This is a genomic window from Silvimonas soli (assembly GCF_030035605.1).
Lineage (GTDB): Bacteria > Pseudomonadota > Gammaproteobacteria > Burkholderiales > Chitinibacteraceae > Silvimonas > Silvimonas soli.
This window is the reverse complement of the sequence record NZ_CP106736.1, coordinates 1,538,631-1,555,355: the sequence shown is the minus strand read 5'-3', so window position 1 is coordinate 1,555,355 and position 16,725 is coordinate 1,538,631. Positions and strand designations below refer to the sequence as shown.

General features: G+C 58.8%; 18 protein-coding genes. 5 read left to right on the top strand and 13 right to left on the bottom strand.

Features of this window, described 5'->3' with window-relative positions; genetic code table 11:
• Positions 1-143 precede the first annotated feature (143 nt).
• The 8 genes from N7220_RS07120 to ubiA form a co-directional block, all read right to left on the bottom strand.
• Positions 144-1,055, bottom strand: a complete 912-nt coding sequence (locus tag N7220_RS07120) for a M48 family metalloprotease (protein WP_283150762.1) — start codon at positions 1,053-1,055, stop codon at positions 144-146.
• Position 1,056: 1 nt separating this feature from the next.
• A complete protein-coding gene (locus tag N7220_RS07115) occupies positions 1,057-1,602 on the bottom strand; it encodes an SH3 domain-containing protein (protein ID WP_283150761.1) in 546 nt (181 codons plus the stop codon).
• Positions 1,602-3,422, bottom strand: a complete 1,821-nt coding sequence (locus N7220_RS07110; protein ID WP_283150760.1) for a CHASE2 domain-containing protein — start codon at positions 3,420-3,422, stop codon at positions 1,602-1,604. Before N7220_RS07110 ends, N7220_RS07115 begins: the two co-directional genes overlap by 1 nt.
• 98 nt (positions 3,423-3,520) lie before the next feature.
• Positions 3,521-4,354 (bottom strand): helix-turn-helix transcriptional regulator, encoded by an 834-nt coding sequence (locus N7220_RS07105; RefSeq protein WP_283150759.1) that lies wholly within the window; start codon positions 4,352-4,354, stop codon positions 3,521-3,523.
• 82 nt (positions 4,355-4,436) lie between these two features.
• Positions 4,437-4,979, bottom strand: coding sequence for a YbhB/YbcL family Raf kinase inhibitor-like protein (locus tag N7220_RS07100; protein WP_283150758.1), 543 nt, complete (start codon positions 4,977-4,979; stop codon positions 4,437-4,439).
• A 187-nt stretch (positions 4,980-5,166) separates the two neighbouring features.
• Positions 5,167-5,898, bottom strand: coding sequence for a YebC/PmpR family DNA-binding transcriptional regulator (locus N7220_RS07095; protein ID WP_283150757.1), 732 nt, complete (start codon positions 5,896-5,898; stop codon positions 5,167-5,169).
• A gap of 89 nt (positions 5,899-5,987) precedes the next feature.
• Positions 5,988-6,818, bottom strand: a complete 831-nt coding sequence (locus N7220_RS07090; RefSeq protein ID WP_283150756.1) for a hypothetical protein — start codon at positions 6,816-6,818, stop codon at positions 5,988-5,990.
• A 1-nt stretch (position 6,819) separates the two neighbouring features.
• The gene (gene ubiA / locus N7220_RS07085; protein WP_283150755.1) at positions 6,820-7,695 is read right to left on the bottom strand and encodes a 4-hydroxybenzoate octaprenyltransferase; all 876 of its coding nucleotides are present in this window, start codon (positions 7,693-7,695) and stop codon (positions 6,820-6,822) included.
• A 244-nt stretch (positions 7,696-7,939) separates the two neighbouring features.
• Between ubiA and N7220_RS07080 the strand changes: the two genes are divergently transcribed.
• Positions 7,940-9,148: a sialidase family protein gene (locus tag N7220_RS07080; RefSeq protein WP_283150754.1), complete on the top strand. Its 1,209-nt coding sequence runs from the start codon at positions 7,940-7,942 to the stop codon at positions 9,146-9,148.
• Positions 9,149-9,231: 83 nt separating this feature from the next.
• Here N7220_RS07080 and N7220_RS07075 read toward each other — a convergent pair whose 3' ends face one another.
• On the bottom strand, positions 9,232-9,789 hold the full coding sequence (locus N7220_RS07075; protein WP_283150753.1) for a chorismate--pyruvate lyase family protein: 558 nt from the start codon (positions 9,787-9,789) through the stop codon (positions 9,232-9,234).
• A gap of 104 nt (positions 9,790-9,893) precedes the next feature.
• Between N7220_RS07075 and N7220_RS07070 the strand changes: the two genes are divergently transcribed.
• The 4 genes from N7220_RS07070 to bioH all read left to right on the top strand — a co-directional run bounded on the left by N7220_RS07070 (position 9,894) and on the right by bioH (position 12,962).
• Positions 9,894-10,616, top strand: a complete 723-nt coding sequence (locus N7220_RS07070; protein WP_283150752.1) for an AzlC family ABC transporter permease — start codon at positions 9,894-9,896, stop codon at positions 10,614-10,616.
• Positions 10,613-10,924: an AzlD domain-containing protein gene (locus N7220_RS07065; protein WP_283150751.1), complete on the top strand. Its 312-nt coding sequence runs from the start codon at positions 10,613-10,615 to the stop codon at positions 10,922-10,924. Before N7220_RS07070 ends, N7220_RS07065 begins: the two co-directional genes overlap by 4 nt.
• A gap of 96 nt (positions 10,925-11,020) precedes the next feature.
• Positions 11,021-12,181 (top strand): 8-amino-7-oxononanoate synthase, encoded by a 1,161-nt coding sequence (bioF, locus tag N7220_RS07060; RefSeq protein WP_283150750.1) that lies wholly within the window; start codon positions 11,021-11,023, stop codon positions 12,179-12,181.
• A gap of 13 nt (positions 12,182-12,194) precedes the next feature.
• Entirely contained in the window at positions 12,195-12,962 is a 768-nt protein-coding gene (gene bioH, locus N7220_RS07055; protein ID WP_283150749.1) for a pimeloyl-ACP methyl ester esterase BioH, read from the top strand.
• A 29-nt stretch (positions 12,963-12,991) separates the two neighbouring features.
• Here the strand turns inward: bioH and N7220_RS07050 are convergent, their stop codons facing one another.
• From N7220_RS07050 to secB, 4 genes are all read right to left on the bottom strand, one after another.
• Complete coding sequence (locus N7220_RS07050) at positions 12,992-14,608, bottom strand: inorganic phosphate transporter (RefSeq protein WP_283150748.1); 1,617 nt, start codon at positions 14,606-14,608, stop codon at positions 12,992-12,994.
• A 111-nt stretch (positions 14,609-14,719) separates the two neighbouring features.
• A complete protein-coding gene (locus N7220_RS07045; RefSeq protein WP_283150747.1) occupies positions 14,720-15,712 on the bottom strand; it encodes an NAD(P)H-dependent glycerol-3-phosphate dehydrogenase in 993 nt (330 codons plus the stop codon).
• Complete coding sequence (locus tag N7220_RS07040) at positions 15,709-16,167, bottom strand: SH3 domain-containing protein (protein WP_283150746.1); 459 nt, start codon at positions 16,165-16,167, stop codon at positions 15,709-15,711. Before N7220_RS07040 ends, N7220_RS07045 begins: the two co-directional genes overlap by 4 nt.
• Positions 16,142-16,621, bottom strand: coding sequence for a protein-export chaperone SecB (gene secB, locus N7220_RS07035; RefSeq protein WP_283150745.1), 480 nt, complete (start codon positions 16,619-16,621; stop codon positions 16,142-16,144). The genes N7220_RS07040 and secB overlap by 26 nt, the downstream gene beginning before the upstream one ends.
• Positions 16,622-16,725: the final 104 nt, after the last annotated feature.

Here is a 16,725-nt window from a genome sequence, read left to right as displayed (position 1 = left end):
GTCTAATGGAACCGGTGGCCCAAAGTGGCGGGACGGCGGTGGCTTCAAGCATAGCCAGCGCCGGTGCGGTGCCTGGAGGAAACAGGACATACGGTGACCACCCGCCGTCATGATTGGACCCAATGCCAGCGGGCTACCAGCGGCTACGGTGCTGTCTTCACGCCATACTTTGCCGCAATCGCATTGAACCGCAAGGTGTTCTCGGTGCCGCTGGCCCAGGGTTCCAGCCGGTCACCGACCACCTGATCAATCTTGTCCAGCCGCGCGCGCGGGCTGGGGTGGGTGCTGAACATCAACTGCAGATTGCTGTCTTGCGGGTTCAAGGCGTCCAGCGTTTGCAGCACGGCGGGCAGGGCGTAGGGGTTGTAACCGGCGCGGGCACACAACACCATGCCGGTGATGTCGGCGGCAAATTCGTCGTCTTTATCCAGCCCGCGCACATAGACTTCAGAAAACCCGGAAGCCAGATTGGCACCGATCTGCTGCGCTTGCTGATTGCCCTTGTAGGCGACCACGCCTTGCAAGGCATTGCCCAGCGCATCTTTCCCAGCCCCAGACTGAATGGCGCGCACATGATGATGGCGTAGCACGTGCGTGGTTTCGTGTCCCAGCACGCAAGCCAGTTCGGCTTCGCTGTGCATCTGTGCCAGCAAGCCCCTGGTGATGAACACAATGCCGCCCGGCATGGCAAAGCTGTTGATGGTGTTGGTGTCGATCACCCCAAAGCGCCAGTTCACGCCCACAGCCTCACTCTGGCTGGCCACCCACACGCCGACATCGTTCACATAACGTTGCAGCGAGGCATCGGCCACCAGCGGAGCGGCGCCGAGCATGTTCGAGGCCAGTCCGTTGCCGATTTCCTGTTCCTCTTTGGGGCCGATAGTGCGGTTGGCGTCGCTCAGGTTTTTGACCGTGCTGCCAATGGCGTTGACCAGGTCGGGATTGTTGTTGAGCTGATTGAAAAGGTTATTCAGATCCAGTGCCGCAGCGGGCTGTGCCAAAAACCAGACGCACAGCGGGGCGACGACGAAGAAACGACGAATATGGCTGCGCATGTCAGTTACCTCCGCGTGCTGGTGCATTGCCGGTGGTAGCTGCCGTGGTCGGGTCAATATACGGTACCGATTTGCTGGTCAGATTCGCCGCGCGGGCGGCTTGCGCGGCCTTGCTGCTGCTGACGGCGTAACCGTTGAGCTTGTTCAGTTCCTGCGGATTGGGGTGAGTGGAAGTCACCTCCGAGCTGGTCAGACCCTTCACCCCGGTAGTGACGGTCGTGCCGGATGAACCGGTGGTAATCACCTTGGCCAGCGTGCCCAGCGTGGAGCCACTACTGGCCGTGCCCGACGAAGTGCGCACATTCAGCAGCTTGATCCAGCCGCTCTGGCCAGATGTAGTTTTCACCTGCATCCATGCGCCCTGGCGGCCGGTAATTGTGACGCTACTGCCGACGGACACGCGAGTGACGGTGGCTGCATCCAGAAACGGTTTTTGTTTCAGATCGGATTGGCGAATCAGTGTGCCACTTTCGGCATGGACCAGCGCAGCGGTACATAGCAGCAGCACACTAAGGATTGAGCGATAACGGTTGACGGGTGTTTTCATTATTTTTCCTTGGGCTCGAACAACTGTACGGCTTGTTCACGGCCTTTGACGTGGTGACTTCCACAATCTACAAATCCGAACGCATCGCCGCACGCCTGACGGGTGGCGTCTGAAACCAGAATCCGGGCGATACCTTTGGTCTGGCTTTCAATGCGGCTGGCCAGATTCACGGTATCGCCAATCACTGTGTAATCCAGCCGTGACGGTGCGCCGATGAACCCTACCACTGCGGTGCCGGTGTGGATGCCGATACCGACATCAAACTCCGTATTCAGATGATTCAGTTCACTCAGTGTCTGTTTGAATGCCGCAAGTTCCGCAGCCATTTCCAGTGCGGCGGCGACGGCGTGACGGGCGTGGTCTGGATCATCAGTCGGTGCACCCCAGAATGCCATGATGCAGTCGCCAATGAATTTATCCAGCGTGCCACCGTGCTTGAAAATGACGGCGACCTGGCGGGTGAAGTAGCGGTTGAGCAAATCGACCACAAATTCTGGCGGGTGCGCCTCGGACAAACTGGTAAAGCCGCGAATATCCGAAAACAGCACGGTAATCTGCTGGCTGTGGGCACGCTGGCTCACGGCCAGATCAGCGCTATCGACCAGCGACCGGGCCACGCGCGGGTCCAGAAAGCGTCCAAACATCTGCATGGCGCGCTCGCGGCGGCGCTTTTCAGATAACCAGGCTTGCAATGCGCACAGCCAATAGCAGAGCCAGCCCCAAGCCAGCGGACCATACAGCGGAAGTAGCCAGTTTTGCCCGAGCGCCAGCCAGCCAGCAACAACGCTCAGAACGCTGGTGATGATCAGTGTCACGCCTAGCCAAAGCATGTTGATACCGCGCCAGAAACCGAGCACCAGCAAGCCGCACAAAGCCAGCGCCCACAAGCCGAACCAGACGTGGTGCGGTCTACGCAGCCAGTCGCCATGCTGCAGGTTGTCGATGGCGGTGGCGAGAATCTCTACGCCGGGATACGCGGCCGCAATGGGCGTCGGGCGCAAGTCTTGCAGACCAGGCGCGGCGGTGCCGATCAGGATGATCTTGCCGGCAAATTCATTGCTGGCGCGCTTGGGGTGTTCGCTGTTGAAATCCAGATAAAAGTCGCTAAAGCTGATTCGCCGATGTGGCGCTGTCCAGTTCAGCGTGATGCGATCTTGCGGCGGGATTTGCCAATGCTGATCTGCTGCCAGTTGCCCGGCCAGCGCAGGAATCTGCCAGCCTTCGAAGTTGCGGCGCAGCAAGTAGTTGCGGCCAACGCCGTCATGATCAGCCAGAAAATTGATCAGCCCGCCACGCCAGGTTTCTTGCGGCATGGCCCACGGCAGCAATAGCGGCAAGCTGGCATTCAGATTGGCCGTTGGCGTTTTGATCAGGCCAAGAGAAGGCGGCAGGTTACGCAACAACGGGCCTGTGCCATCAGCCAGTTGCACGCTGGGCAGATACAACACGTCGGCATGTTGACGCGCCGTGTCCTGAAATAGTTTGTCGCTGTCGGCGCGAAAGGTATCGGGCTCGTTGAACATCAAGTCGAACACCACGGCTTTGGGCTGTTGCCGGGCTAGCGCATCCAGCAATTCGGCATGCATTGCACGCGGCCACGGCCAGCTACCGGCTTCGTCTATCAGTGCGGTCAGGCTTTTCTGGTCGATATCAATGATGACGATATCGGCAGATGGCGCGTGCAGCGGCGCGTGACGGGCCAGTAAACGGTCGTTCACCCAATGATCCACTGGTCGGGTCAACCGCCAGCCGCCGTAGTCGGCTGCGATCAGCGCCGTCAGAAAAACCAGAATAAAAACAAAAGCAGAGCGTTGCGGCATGAGCGCAGCCAGAAAAGGTCTTGCGCAGGTTTATAGCATGAGGCTGTGGTTTGCCCAATTGCAGCGCTCGCAATCAGTGGCAGGATTTATCGCAATCTTTATGCGATGACAGCGCCCGTGGCAAAAGTCCGTTGATGGCCGCGAATTGCCGTCGGTGCAAAGCCAAAGCGTTTGCGAAAACGAATGGCAAAGCGCGAAGGCGATTCGTAACCGGCATCGAGCGCAATCTGTGACACCGGGCGATCGGTTGATTGCAGCAAGGTCAGCGCATAAGACATGCGCACATCAATCAGTAACTCGCTCAATGACATGCCCTCGCCAGCCAGTCTGCGCCGCAGAGTGGCTTCACTCATGGCCAATTGCGCTGCCAGGGCTGGCCCGTTCCACGCATCAGCGGGCGCAGCGGCGATCAGACCGCGGATGCGGCTATGCAAAGTGACCGGCGTGCCAGGCCGAAAATGCACGCCTTGCCCAGCCAGCCAGAGCAGCATTTCGGTCAGTCGATGCCGGGCGATGGCATCGGGTACATTGTGGGCGTCACTCAAGGCGGCCAGCGCGCCGTCATAAGCCAGATTGAATGCCGCTGGCAGTGTCCCGATTGGCAAAACATCCCGCACGTAATCGCGGGCATGACCGTAATCGGCTGCGTATTGTTCGATTAACTCCGGTTGCCAATTCAACCAGACCGATTCGTAAACACCCTCATGCGGGCGCAGATTGGTGACGTCGAGTACTTGTCCTGCGGCAATGGCGACCGCTTCACCTTGCTTGATCAGGCATTCGCGCCCTTGCCAGCGCAAAATCTTGGAACCCTGGCGCACCATGATCAGCACCGCATGATCCATGGGCATGCGCACCATCTCCTGCTCCCCATGCTGCAGGATACGGGCGGTGGCGCCAATGCCGGGGCGGGCAAAAATCGTGCGGCTCATGCGGATTCCAGAACGGGTTGGCAAACGCGCCGCCAGTTCAGTGTGATCTGGCGGCACGGGCGAACAAGGCGGTCTTCCAGTGTTAACGCCCGAAGCGGGCTGTCATTGTGGCTTTACCCAGCGTCTGAAAATGGGCGGTAAAGCCGGTCACTGCCGGAGTGGCCTGCGGGTCGATATCCAGTTTATCGACTTTCAGGGCGATCACGGAAATCTGATAACGGTGAGTCTCGCCGGTGGGCGGGCAGGGGCCGAGATAACCTGGCTTGCCGGTGTCATTGCTGATCTGCAGCGTGCCTGCTGGCAACTGGTTGCTGTCGTTCCCCGCACCGCGCGGCAGCGATTGCGTGTTGGCTGGCACGTTGGCCAGTATCCAATGCCAGAAGCCAGAACCGGTCGGCGCATCCGGATCGTACATGGTGATCAGAAAACTTTTGGTGCCTGCCGGGGCACCGCTCCAGGCAATTTGGGGTGAGACATTGCCGCCCTGGCAACCGAAGCCGTTGGCGATTTGGGTCTGGTTGAATACGCCGGTTTTGAGGTCGTCGCTATGGACTTCAAAATCCGCTGCAAAAGCGCTGCCCATGGCGCTGAAGAAAAACACAAACGGCACAATACGCTTGAACATGACAGGCTCCTCGCCGATGGATTGAACACGCATCCAGTATCAACCGCCGCGATCCTGGGCTTGGTTCTGCTGTCGTCAATTTTGGTGCCGATTCGATCAATTCACGCCTTTTCTACCCACGGTGGGCATGAAAAAGCCCGCATTTTGATCGGTGCGGGCTTCCAGGTAGTCGAAAAGACAGACTGACTTACTCTTCTTCATCCATGACGGCGGTGGTGTACACCTCTTGCACGTCATCCAGGCTTTCCAGCGCATCAATCAGTTTTTGCATCTTGATGCTGTCGTCGCCGGTCAATTCGGTTTCGGCCTGCGGCTTCATCGACACTTCGCCGATCTCGGCCTTGAAGCCAGCGGCTTCCAGTGTTTCCTTGATGCCAACAAACTCGTACGGCGGGGTGATGACTTCAATCGAGCCGTCTTCGTTGGTGACCACGTCTTCGGCGCCGGCTTCCAATGCGGCTTCCATCAGTGCGTCTTCGTTCGTACCCGGCGCGTAGATCAGATAACCGCAATGCTTGAACTGGAATGCCACACAGCCATCAGAACCCATATTGCCGCCGTACTTGGCAAAAGCGTGACGCACATCGGCCACGGTCCGCACTTTGTTGTCGGTCAGGCAATCGACCATCACTGCTGCGCCGCCGATGCCGTAGCCTTCGTAACGGGTTTCTGCGTAATCCACGCCTTCCAGATTACCCGTGCCCCGATCCACTGCGCGCTGGATGTTGTCCTTGGGCATATTTGCCGCCAGACCCTTGTCGATAGCCAGACGCAGGCGCGGGTTCATGTTGGCATCACCTCCGCCCATTTTGGCGGCAACGGTGATTTCCTTGATCAGTCGCGTGAAAACCTGGCCGCGCTTGGCGTCCTGACGGCCTTTACGGTGTTGAATATTCGCCCATTTGCTATGGCCGGCCATGATGCAGGTTCCTGAATTCGGTTAATAGAATAGCCGGGGATTTTAGCACAGGGGCTATCGGGCAAGACAGGCGGACAAATGCCCGTTGTTCATAACCAGTGGCACAAACGCCCAAAGCCATATGACATCAACCCGCTCGCGACGACCAGCGGCGCCGCGCGGTGGCGACCGGAGAGCCAAATGATTGCGCTGCTCCACACCACACACAACGCCAGTCCTGCCAGCAGGGGCAACCAGCCAAACGCCAGCGTCACCGGCAACAGAACGGTGAGCCAGGCGCGCAAAGCGACCAGCAGATGTTCACGGCGGCCAGGTGGGGGCGGCGGCAGATTGGGCAACAGGGTATTAAGCGCGGGCAGGGCCAGTACCGGGTCGGTGTGCAATTGGGTGATCAGTTGCCCGGCCTGTTGAACAGATATCCCGACCGCGACCAGCATGGCTTGCAAGCCCACTACGTCTTCCGGACCCGCTTCTTCATCCAGCACTTCATCGTCGTTAATGGGCTCTGCAATGGCGGGCGGCTGGATTTGCCGCAACACCGCCCCGGCTTGCCATACGCTGCCCAGAAACACGCCTAGCCACAGCACAAAAGTAATGGTGGCGGGCAAGCGCTGAAACCCGGCGAGCAGCAATGGCAAGGTAGCGGTAAACAGGGCGGCATCTTGCAACGTCTGCCGTGAGCGCCGTTGCAAGGTCTGGACTTGTGGCGCATACAGCGCGGTCCCATCGACACCGCTTTGCTGCAACAGTCGCCAACACACCGCTGGCCCGAAACGGCGTAGCAAAGCCAGACCGAAGCGGCTGGATGCCTGCTCTGCCTTGGGGTGCAGCGCGGCGATTTCCAGCCAGTACCACTGGCGCGGGGTGCCGGATTCCAGATCAGAAAGAGTCAGCGCGACCTGGCGCGGATCAAGACGCAATTCAGTGCAACCAGTAGTCGAGCAGCAGACTCACAAAGATCACTGCGCCGATACGGTTGTTATTGAGGAAAGCCTTGAAGCATTTTTGTGGGTCGCGCTCGCGGATCAAGCGGTATTGATCGAACAGCATCAGCGCCAGGGCCAACGCCAGACCGGCCAGATACACACCGCCGCGCCCCATCAGCCAGCCGCCCACAGCCATCAGGCCCAGAAAGGCAAAGTGACACAGCATGATCGCGGCCACATCAAACCGGCCAAAGGTTATGGCGGAGGTCTTGATGCCGATTTTCAGATCGTCGGCGCGGTCGGTCATGGCGTAGGCGGTGTCGTAGGCCACGCTCCAGAACACGTTGGCCAGCAACAGCAACCAGGCCAGCGGCGGCAGGCTGTTGGTGAGCGCGGCAAACGCCATGGGAATGCCAAAGCCGAAGGCAATGCCCAGATAAGCCTGCGGAATCGCCAGAAAACGCTTGGTAAACGGATAACTTGCCGCGACAAAAACCGCAGGCAGCGACATCCATTTGGTCAACGCGTTCAGCGGCAGAATCAGCGCAAAAGCCAGTAGCGCCAGGATAGTAGCCAGCCACAGCGCCTCTCGGGTGCTGACCAGTCCGGCGGCCATGGGCCGGTTTTTGGTGCGCTCGACATGGCCGTCGAAGTCGCGGTCGGCGTAGTCGTTGATCACACAACCGGCCGAACGCATCAGCACGGTACCGATGATAAAGATGATTACCACCAGCACATCGGGCTTGCCGGCACCGGCAAACCACAAGCCCCACAAGGTCGGCCACATCAGCAGCAGGCTGCCGATAGGTTTATCCATGCGGGTGAGTTTGAGATACAGCGTCAGGCGCGACGGTTTAGCGGTAGTGGTCATGTTTTTTCATAGCGCAGTTTTGAGTGCGCAGTGTGCCGCAAAGCGGGCGTGGCTGAAAAGGCCGGTGCAATGTGTCAGCCAGATACAAACGCGTTGTATTCCGTTGCCTGGATCAAGCGTTAAAGCTCCAGCCCGCGCGCTACGCGTGCGGAACAGACAAAACCAGCGTGATCTGGCCGGTCCGGTTCCCCCGATGACCGCCTGCTTATGCTGACTAACCATCCATGAATGGAATCCGCTCATCGTGAACAAGTTTTATAGCTGGGGCGCTGCCCTGGGCGCCTGTATTGCATTGGCTGCCTGCAACGGTACTTCCTCTTCTTCTTCGCCCTCTGCCCCAAGCGGCTTTAGTGTGACCGCTGCCGATGGCGCCGCCATCGTGACCTGGAACCAGCAATCGGGCCTGAGCTATTGGTTGTTTGGCGCGATGACCAGCAATCTAACGGTGAGTAACGTGCTGGATCAGCCGCACAACATGATTCTGTCTGGCGTGAGTTCGCCCTACGTGGTGGCCAGCTTGACGAACGGCAGTGCCTATTCGTTCCTGATGAATGCGACCAAAGACAGTGGCCCTGCGGGTTCGGCCACCGCTGCGGTCACGGTGGTACCGCAAGCGTCGGGCTATACCTGGCAGAACGCAAACGCCTTCTCAGCGGCCAATCAGTATGGGCAAGCCTGGGGGACTAACCTGTATGCAGCGGTTGGTGCGGGCGGTGCGATCAATACCAGCCCGGATGGCATCAACTGGACGGCGCGCAGTTCTGGCACGGCCAATGATTTGTACGCGGCGACCTATACCGCCACGCTGGCCGACGTATTTGTAGCCGTCGGCGCCAACGGTGCCATTGTGACCAGCCCGGACGCTGTCACCTGGACTGTGCAAGCGTCGGGTACTGCGGCCAATCTGCGAGCCATTTCGTTCAATGGCACCTACTACGTGGCCGTGGGTGATAACGGCGCGGTGCTGACTTCTACCAATGCCTACACCTGGACCGTACAAACGCCGCCGACGACGGCCAATCTTTACGGCATTACTTATGACAGCACCAACAGCACTTTCTACGCGGTGGGTTCTGGCGGCGTGATCTTGTCCAGTACCGATGGTTGGCAGTGGACGCTGGTGACATCCAATACCACCAACGATCTGTACAGCATTGCCTTTGGTAATGCCTTGTTCGTGGCAGTGGGCGCGAACGGCACCATCATGCAAAGTGCGGATGGCGTGACTTGGGCACAGCAATCGTCGCCGACCAATCAGAGCCTGTATTCGGTGGTGTATGGCTCACAATTTGCTGCGGCGGGTGCAGGTGGTGTAACGCTGAATGGCACTCCCGCTGGCACGGCCTGGACGGCTTCCAGTTCGGGCACCAGTCAGGATTTGCATTCGCTCAGCTTTGATTTCTATCGCTTGCTGGCGCTGGGCAATGCCGGTACCAATGTGATCTCGTATTAAGGCGATATCGGCGGTTTTTTTGGCCGACCATGAAAAACCCCGGCGGGATACCTGGCCGGGGTTTTTTATCGGGAGCGTGGCGGTTAGCCCGGTGTGTGAGGGTTAGCCGAGGGTACGGCAAAAGCCGGAGGCAAAAATACTTCTGTTACCAGCAGCAGATCATTGCCGGTCGCAAACAATGAGCGCCGCGCCCACAAGCGAGGCGGCATCGGGCCGACTGCAGCCTGGGCTTGTTGCCACAATGGATGACGGCGATCCACCCGGCGCCAAGCCAGTGGGCTGCGCCGGATGGTGGGGTCAGCAAACAACATTGAACCGAGCGAACGGTTGCCGATACCGCGCAGTCGTCGAAAACCACGGCGAGTGGCGGCGCGAGTGGCCACACTATGGGCGTAGACCAGCGGCAGATCGCCACTCATCAACACCACATCGCGGGTAATGGCTTTTTGCTGGCGCTGGATTTTCAGACTACGTAGTTCGTCGTGGTGCACGGAGCGGGGCATCTGGCGCAATACGCGAACATGAAACCCTGGAAAGTGCGCCACCAACCGCGCGGTCAGTGAGCCGCGTTCGGTCAACCAGGGTTTGAGCGAGCGCGGTGCAATGCATAAGGGGTGATACCAGCGGGATTGGTGGGGCATGGATCGTGGGGGTGACTTACCGGTGCGTAATTATGCACTGTTTATACAAGAGTTCGGCGCAACTGTGGCGAGGCAAGCGCGGGAGCCTCGTTTATCATATGGCCATGAACGCGAAATCCCCTGATACCTCTCTCGCGCCGGCCGCCGGATTCTGGCAGGCCGCCCGCGATACCATTCCCATGCTGGTCGGCGCCGCACCCTTCGGGGTGATCTTTGGCACGCTGGCCTCTACTGCCGGTTTGCCGCCGTGGGCGACTGTTTTGATGTCGTTGCTGGTGTACGGTGGCTCTAGCCAGTTTGTGGCTGTCACTTTGCTGGCCAGCGGCGCGTCGAGCCTGGTGATTATCGCCACCACCTTGATCGTCAACCTGCGCCACGCCCTTTACAGTGCCACGTTGCTGCCGCATATCAGTGCGCTGCCCAAGCGCTGGCGCGCATTGCTGGCGTGGTTTCTGACCGATGAAACCTTTGCCATCGTGTATCACAAAGTCGATAGCGGCGAGCCATTGCGCATTGGCCCGTATTACCTCGGTTCGGCGATGGCCATGTATTGCAACTGGCAGTTCTGGACCATCGTCGGCATTTTGATTGGCCGCAGTGTTCCCGGTATTGCCAACTGGGGACTGGAGTTTGCCATGGTGGCGACCTTCGTCGGCATTGTGGTGCCCTTGCTCAAAAGCCGCGCACAGGTGGCGGCCGCACTCAGCGCGGGTGCGGTGGCGCTGCTGGCAAACGGGCTGCCCTACAAGCTGGGACTAATGGCCGCCGCCTTTGCCGGCATCGTCGCGGGCATGAGCGTAGCCAGCATGGAGTCACCTAAAAAATGATGAATATCCTGTTATTGATTCTGGGTATGGCCGCAGTAACTTATCCGGTGCGTGCCGGATTGTGGCTGGGTAAAGGGCATATCCCCGCCCGCGTGAAAGAGGCGCTGGCGTTTGTGCCCACCGCCGTACTCACCGCCATCGTGGTGCCGATTGTGCTGCTTAAAGACGAGCACCTTTATCTGGACTGGCATAACGCGCAATTGGTGGGCGCGTTGGTGACTGGTTTGATCGTCTGGCGCACCCGGCATTTGCTGGCGGGCATTGGTGGCGGATTGATCGTGTTTGCGGCGTGGCACTGGATCATTTAACCAGCGCTGCTGGTCCCGCCGGATTCCTGCACTATCCCGTTTACAATGAGTGCCTTGGCGCAGCGTGCTGCGCATCTGATCCCGAGATCATCCGTTATGCCTTTTTCCCAACTCGAAGCCGATCTGGCTGCCCGCCGTGCCGCGCATCTGTATCGGCGGCGCCCGATTGTAACCAGCGCGCAAGGCCCGTACGTTGAGGTTGATGGCCAGCGGCTGGCCAATTTTTGCAGCAACGATTACCTCGGGCTGGCCAATCATCCGCAGATTATTGCGGCAGCCATGGCCGGAGCGCAGCGCTGGGGCGTGGGTAGCGGGGCGTCCCATCTGGTATGTGGGCACCAGAGCGCGCATGAAGAATGCGAACACAAACTGGCGGCGTTTGTCGGTAAACCGGCCGCGTTGACGTTTGCCACGGGTTACCTGGGCAATCTGGGTGTGATCACTGGCCTGGTAGGGCGTGAAGACGCCGTATTTGCCGACAAGCTCAATCATGCGTCACTCAACGACGCCTGCTTGTTATCTCGCGCGGCATTCAAACGCTATCCGCACAATGACCTGGCTGCGCTGGAACACTTGCTGGCTACCACCACTGCCCGACGCAAGCTGATTGTGGTCGACGCCGTGTTCAGCATGGATGGCGATTGCGCGCCGCTGGCAGATTTGCTGGCACTGGCCGAACAGTTTGACGCGTGGTTGTTTGTGGATGACGCGCATGGTTTTGGCGTATTGGGTGATGGGCGCGGCTCGCTGGCAGAGGCCGGGATCGATTCGCCGCGCATTATCTATCTGGCTACTTTGGGCAAAGCGGCGGGCGTGGCCGGGGCGTTTGTCGCGGCCGAACAAGTGGTGATCGACTATTTGATCAACATGGCAGGCCCATATATCTACACCACGGCGGCACCCGCATTAATTGCCGAGGCGGTGAGCGCCAGTCTGGACGTGATCTCTTCTGAGGATTGGCGGCGTGAGCGTCTGACCGGGCACATCCAGTTACTGCGTAATGCGCTGGCCGATGCGGGTCATCCGCTGATGCCTTCGACTACGCCGATCCAGCCACTGGCGATGCCGGACAGCGAATCGGCGCTCGCCTTGTCTGCCGCGTTACGACAACGCGGGCACTGGGTGGCGGCGATCCGGCCACCCACCGTGCCGACGCCGCGCTTGCGTATCACCTTGTCGGCGGCGCATGAAACCGCTGATGTCGAACACCTGATCGCAGATTTGTGTGAGTTGCTGGCACAGTCGGCCAGTAACTGAAACGGAGTAACTCTTGAGTCTTTATTTTGATAGCGTCGGCCACGGCGATGACGTGGTGTTTCTGCATGGCTGGGCCATGAATGGCATGGTGTTCAAGCGTGTGGCAGAAAAGCTGGCAGATGATTTCACCTGCCATCTGGCTGATCTGCCAGGTTGCGGCGCCAGTGCGATGGTTGAACCGTACTCGCTGGAGCGCATTGTTCAGGCCATCGACGAGACTTTTCCGTGGCCGGTGCATGTGGTGGGCTGGTCGCTGGGCGGCGCTGCAGCGGCGAGCTGGGCATTGGCCCGACCGGAGAAAATCCGCTCGCTGACATTGGTGGCTTCATCGCCCAGCTTTGCCCAACGCCCGGATTGGCCCGGTGCCACGCCGATGCCGGTGTTGCAGCAATTTACCGATAATCTTTCCGGCGACTGGAAAGGCACACTCAAACGCTTTATTTCGCTGCAAACCATGGGTGGTGGCGAGGCGCGGGCCATTGCCCGTGAACTGGTGGACGACCTCTTCAGCCATGGCGAGCCAGACAGTGCGGCGCTCAAAGCCGGGCTGGAAATCTTGCGGGATACCGATTTGCGCAACAAAGTGGGCGCGCTGGATTTACCGGTGCTGCTGCAATACGGGGATCGCGACGCCATGACGCCACTCAGCGCCGGACAATGGCTGCAGCAAACCATCAAAGGTGCGCAGCTGCATACCTATCGCGGGGCGGCGCATGTGCCGTTTCTCTCGCATCTGGACGAGTTCGTCACGGCACAGCGCGCCTTTCTGCGGTCGGTTTAACTCAACCGAGAGCAGGGGAAGGCTACTACTCAGTGCGCAAAGCGGCTGAACAACCAGTACAGCGATCCAGACAACAGCATCGCCACTGGTAATGTAAGCACCCAGGCCATCAACAAATTGCGCACCGTCGACATCTGCAGGCCGGAGTGATTGGCCGCCATCGTGCCCGCCACGCCGGAGGACAACACGTGTGTGGTGCTGACCGGCAAACCATAGGCATCAGCTGCGCCAATGGTCATCATCGCCACCAGTTCGGCACTGGCACCTTGGGCGTAGGTGAGGTGGGTCTTGCCAATCTTCTCGCCCACGGTGACCACAATGCGTTTCCAACCCACCAGCGTACCCAGGCCCAAGGCAATGGCCACGGCCACTTTCACCCAAGTCGGGATGAACTTGGTAGCGCTATCCAGCGATTTGCGATAGTTGGTCAGCACGGCCTTGTCGGCAGCGTTGATCGGGCTGTTGTCGTCTTTGAGCAGCACACGCAAGGCTTCCGAGTTCAGATATATGTCATTGCGCACGTTCTGCACCACGTTATGCGGCACTTGCTGCAGATTATCGTATTGGCCAATCTGTGCAGAAACAGCGTCGGAGAGTGCGGCTACGGATGCTGCGGTATCCGGCTGGATTTTGTGGGATTGCACAAAGGTTTCAACGGAATTGCGGAAATTCGCCGCTGCAGGTGCCTGGGCATAACGGCTCAGCGTGTGCGACGCTTGTTGCGACACCGCTTCAAAGGTCAGTACGTCTTTGGTCGGCATGGCGCGGTTCAAGGCGTAGGTAGTCGGCAAGATGCCGATCAGAATCAGCATGATCAGGCCCATGCCTTTCTGGCCATCGTTGGAGCCGTGCGCAAAACTTACCCCGGTACAAGTCAGCACCAGCAGGCCACGAATCCACCACGGCGGTGCTTTGCCGTTTTTCGGTTCCTGGTACAGCGCAGGCACTTTGACCAGCTTTTTGAGGATGATCAGCAGCAAGGCCGAGCAGGCAAAGCCGACCAAGGGCGACAGCAACAACGACTTGCCGACGTTCAGTGCCTGACCCCAATCAACGCCACTGGTATGTGCCGCGCCCGAGGCCATTAACTGGTTAGCCAGACCCACACCAATAATCGAACCGATCAAGGTGTGCGAGCTGGATGCGGGCAGGCCGAGCGCCCAGGTGCCCAGATTCCAGATAATGGAGGCCAGCAGCAGTGCAAACACCATGGCAAAGCCCGCGTTGCTACCGACGTGCAAAATCAACTCAACCGGCAGCAACGAGATAATCCCGAAAGCCACCGCGCCGCTCGAGAGCAGCACCCCCAGAAAGTTGAAGAAGCCAGACCAGACCACCGCAAAAGTGGCAGGTAGAGTGTTGGTGTAGATGACGGTAGCGACGGCGTTGGCGGTATCGTGAAAGCCGTTGACGAATTCAAAGCCCAGCGCGATCAACAGTGCCAAGCCTAACAAGCCATACGGCAGCCAGCTGGCCAGCGGCGCGGCAGTGGTGTCGATGTCATTGACCAGGCTGACCGTGGTGAAAGCCAGGCCCGCTACCAGAAGAACCAGAAATAACAGAACTGCAAACGGGCCATTCTTTTTTTCGAGCTGAAGGCGGCCGCTGCCAGCCAGAGCGGCATCAGCGGTGGTAGCGTCTGACATGGTAGTTCTCCGGGGTAGAATAACCCCCTGAAACTACTCACGATTTGTTGCAAGTTGATGATGCTGGCATGACGGTTGGCTGATGGTTATGTTCAGCTACAAAAAACGGCCTTAAAGGCCGTTTTCCATGCGTGGAGCGCGTTCCATCAACGTACTGAGCACTTCCTTTACTTGCGCATTTTCAAACAACAAACGGCAAACGCCTTCGGTAATCGGCATATCGACCCCAAGCGCTTGCGCCTGTTTGAGCACTTCGCGCGCTGCCGGAACGCCTTCCGCCACGTGCCCCAGGTTTTTCAGGACATCATCCAGCTTGAGGCCTTGCGCCAGCATCAAACCGACACGCCGGTTGCGCGAGAGATCGCCGGTGGCAGTCAGTAACAGATCGCCAATGCCCGCCAGTCCCATAAAGGTTTCTGGCTTTGCACCCAAGGCGGCGCCAAAACGGGCCATTTCAACCAGCCCGCGAGTCAGCAACGCTGCGCGTGCGTTCAGGCCTAGCGACAGGCCGTCACAAATCCCGGCGGCAATGGCCAGTACGTTTTTGACTGCGGCGCCGATTTCCACCCCGATCAAGTCATCGCTGGCATACAGTCGCAACACGCTGGTATTCAGGGCGTTGACCGTATTCTGGGCAAAGGCTTTGTCGGTCGAGGCAATGGTGACAGCCGCAGGTTGGCCTTTAGCAACTTCTTGCGCAAAGCTGGGCCCGGATAACATGCCGCGCGGCACGTCGGCGGCCATTTCTTCCTCGGCAACCTGATGCGGAAACTTCATCGTCCCGGCCTCCAGACCTTTGCAAGCCCACAGCACCGGCGCGCGATGATCCAGTGTGCGCAAGGCTTTGAGCGTGGGTCGTAAGCCGGAAAGCGGCGTAACCACCAGCACCAGATCAGCAGCGCTGACTGCGAGGCCAAAATCGGCCTGAATGCTCAGGTTGTCGGGGAAAATGATGCCCGGCAGATAGCGCGGGTTGCTGCGGGCAGCGGACATCTCTGCGGCCTGGTCGACGTCGCGCGACCAAAGCACCACCTGATGCTGCTCTGCAAAGCGGATAGCCAGTGCGGTGCCCCAGGCACCTGCACCTAAAACTGCTAACTTCATGCGCCCCAAACCTCTTCGATCCGGACATAACCGATGACGCCATCACGATGTTTGACCTTGAGCCAGCCCGCGTGATTGTTCTCGAGTAGTTCCAGCAAGACATCTTTGTCGGCGTGCAACAAGACGGGTGAATCGGCATCTGCACGCTGGCGGACATCCAGCGTTTTTACTGTCTGAACAAAATGCCGGGTAGAGAGATCTGCCTTGTGTACCCAAGCCAGCAAGCCATCCCGATCCCGCACACGTACCCAGGTGTCGGTTTCCGATAAGGCTTCGAGGGGAGTATCGCGGCTGACCACGAACAGCTTTTTACTGTTGTCCTGCGGTGCCTGGTAAAGCACCACGCCATGACGGGCAACCGAACGGATATCGAGCGCGTGTACCGCACTGCTGGCAATGGCTGCCAGCAGTGCGGTAATCCACAACGCCTTAGTGGGTTGTAGGTGTTTCGGCATTGTCTTGTGCGGCAGCTTGCTGAGCGCGTTGTTGCAGATAGATTGCTTCAAAATTGATCGGCTGCAGCAAGAATGGCATGAAGCCGGCACGAGTGGTCAGATCCGACACCGCTTCACGCAGGTACGGGAACAGGATGCTCGGGCAACCAATGCCCAGCAGCGGATCAAGTTCTTCTGCCGGAATGTTTTCAATGCTGAACAGACCAGCCTGGGTGATCTCAACCAGGAACAGGGTCTTGTCGCCAACCTTGGCTTGCACGGTGCTGGTCAGCGAGGCTTCGTAAAAGCCGTTATCAAAGCTGGTCGCCTGATTGCGGAACTGTACGTTGAATTCCGGCTGTTCTTGCTCCATGAAGCTTTGCGGGCTGTTGGGCGATTCCAGCGAAACATCTTTTACGTACACTTTCTGAATTGCGAAGACCGGTTGCTTCGCTTCTTGATTCTCTTCGCTCATCGCGATTCCCTTCCTTGGTATTGCGCTGGTTGGCGCCACTCGTTCAAATCATTCGAAATCAAAATACATATATGTATAGATACCTGTGCGAGCGCACCCGCGGG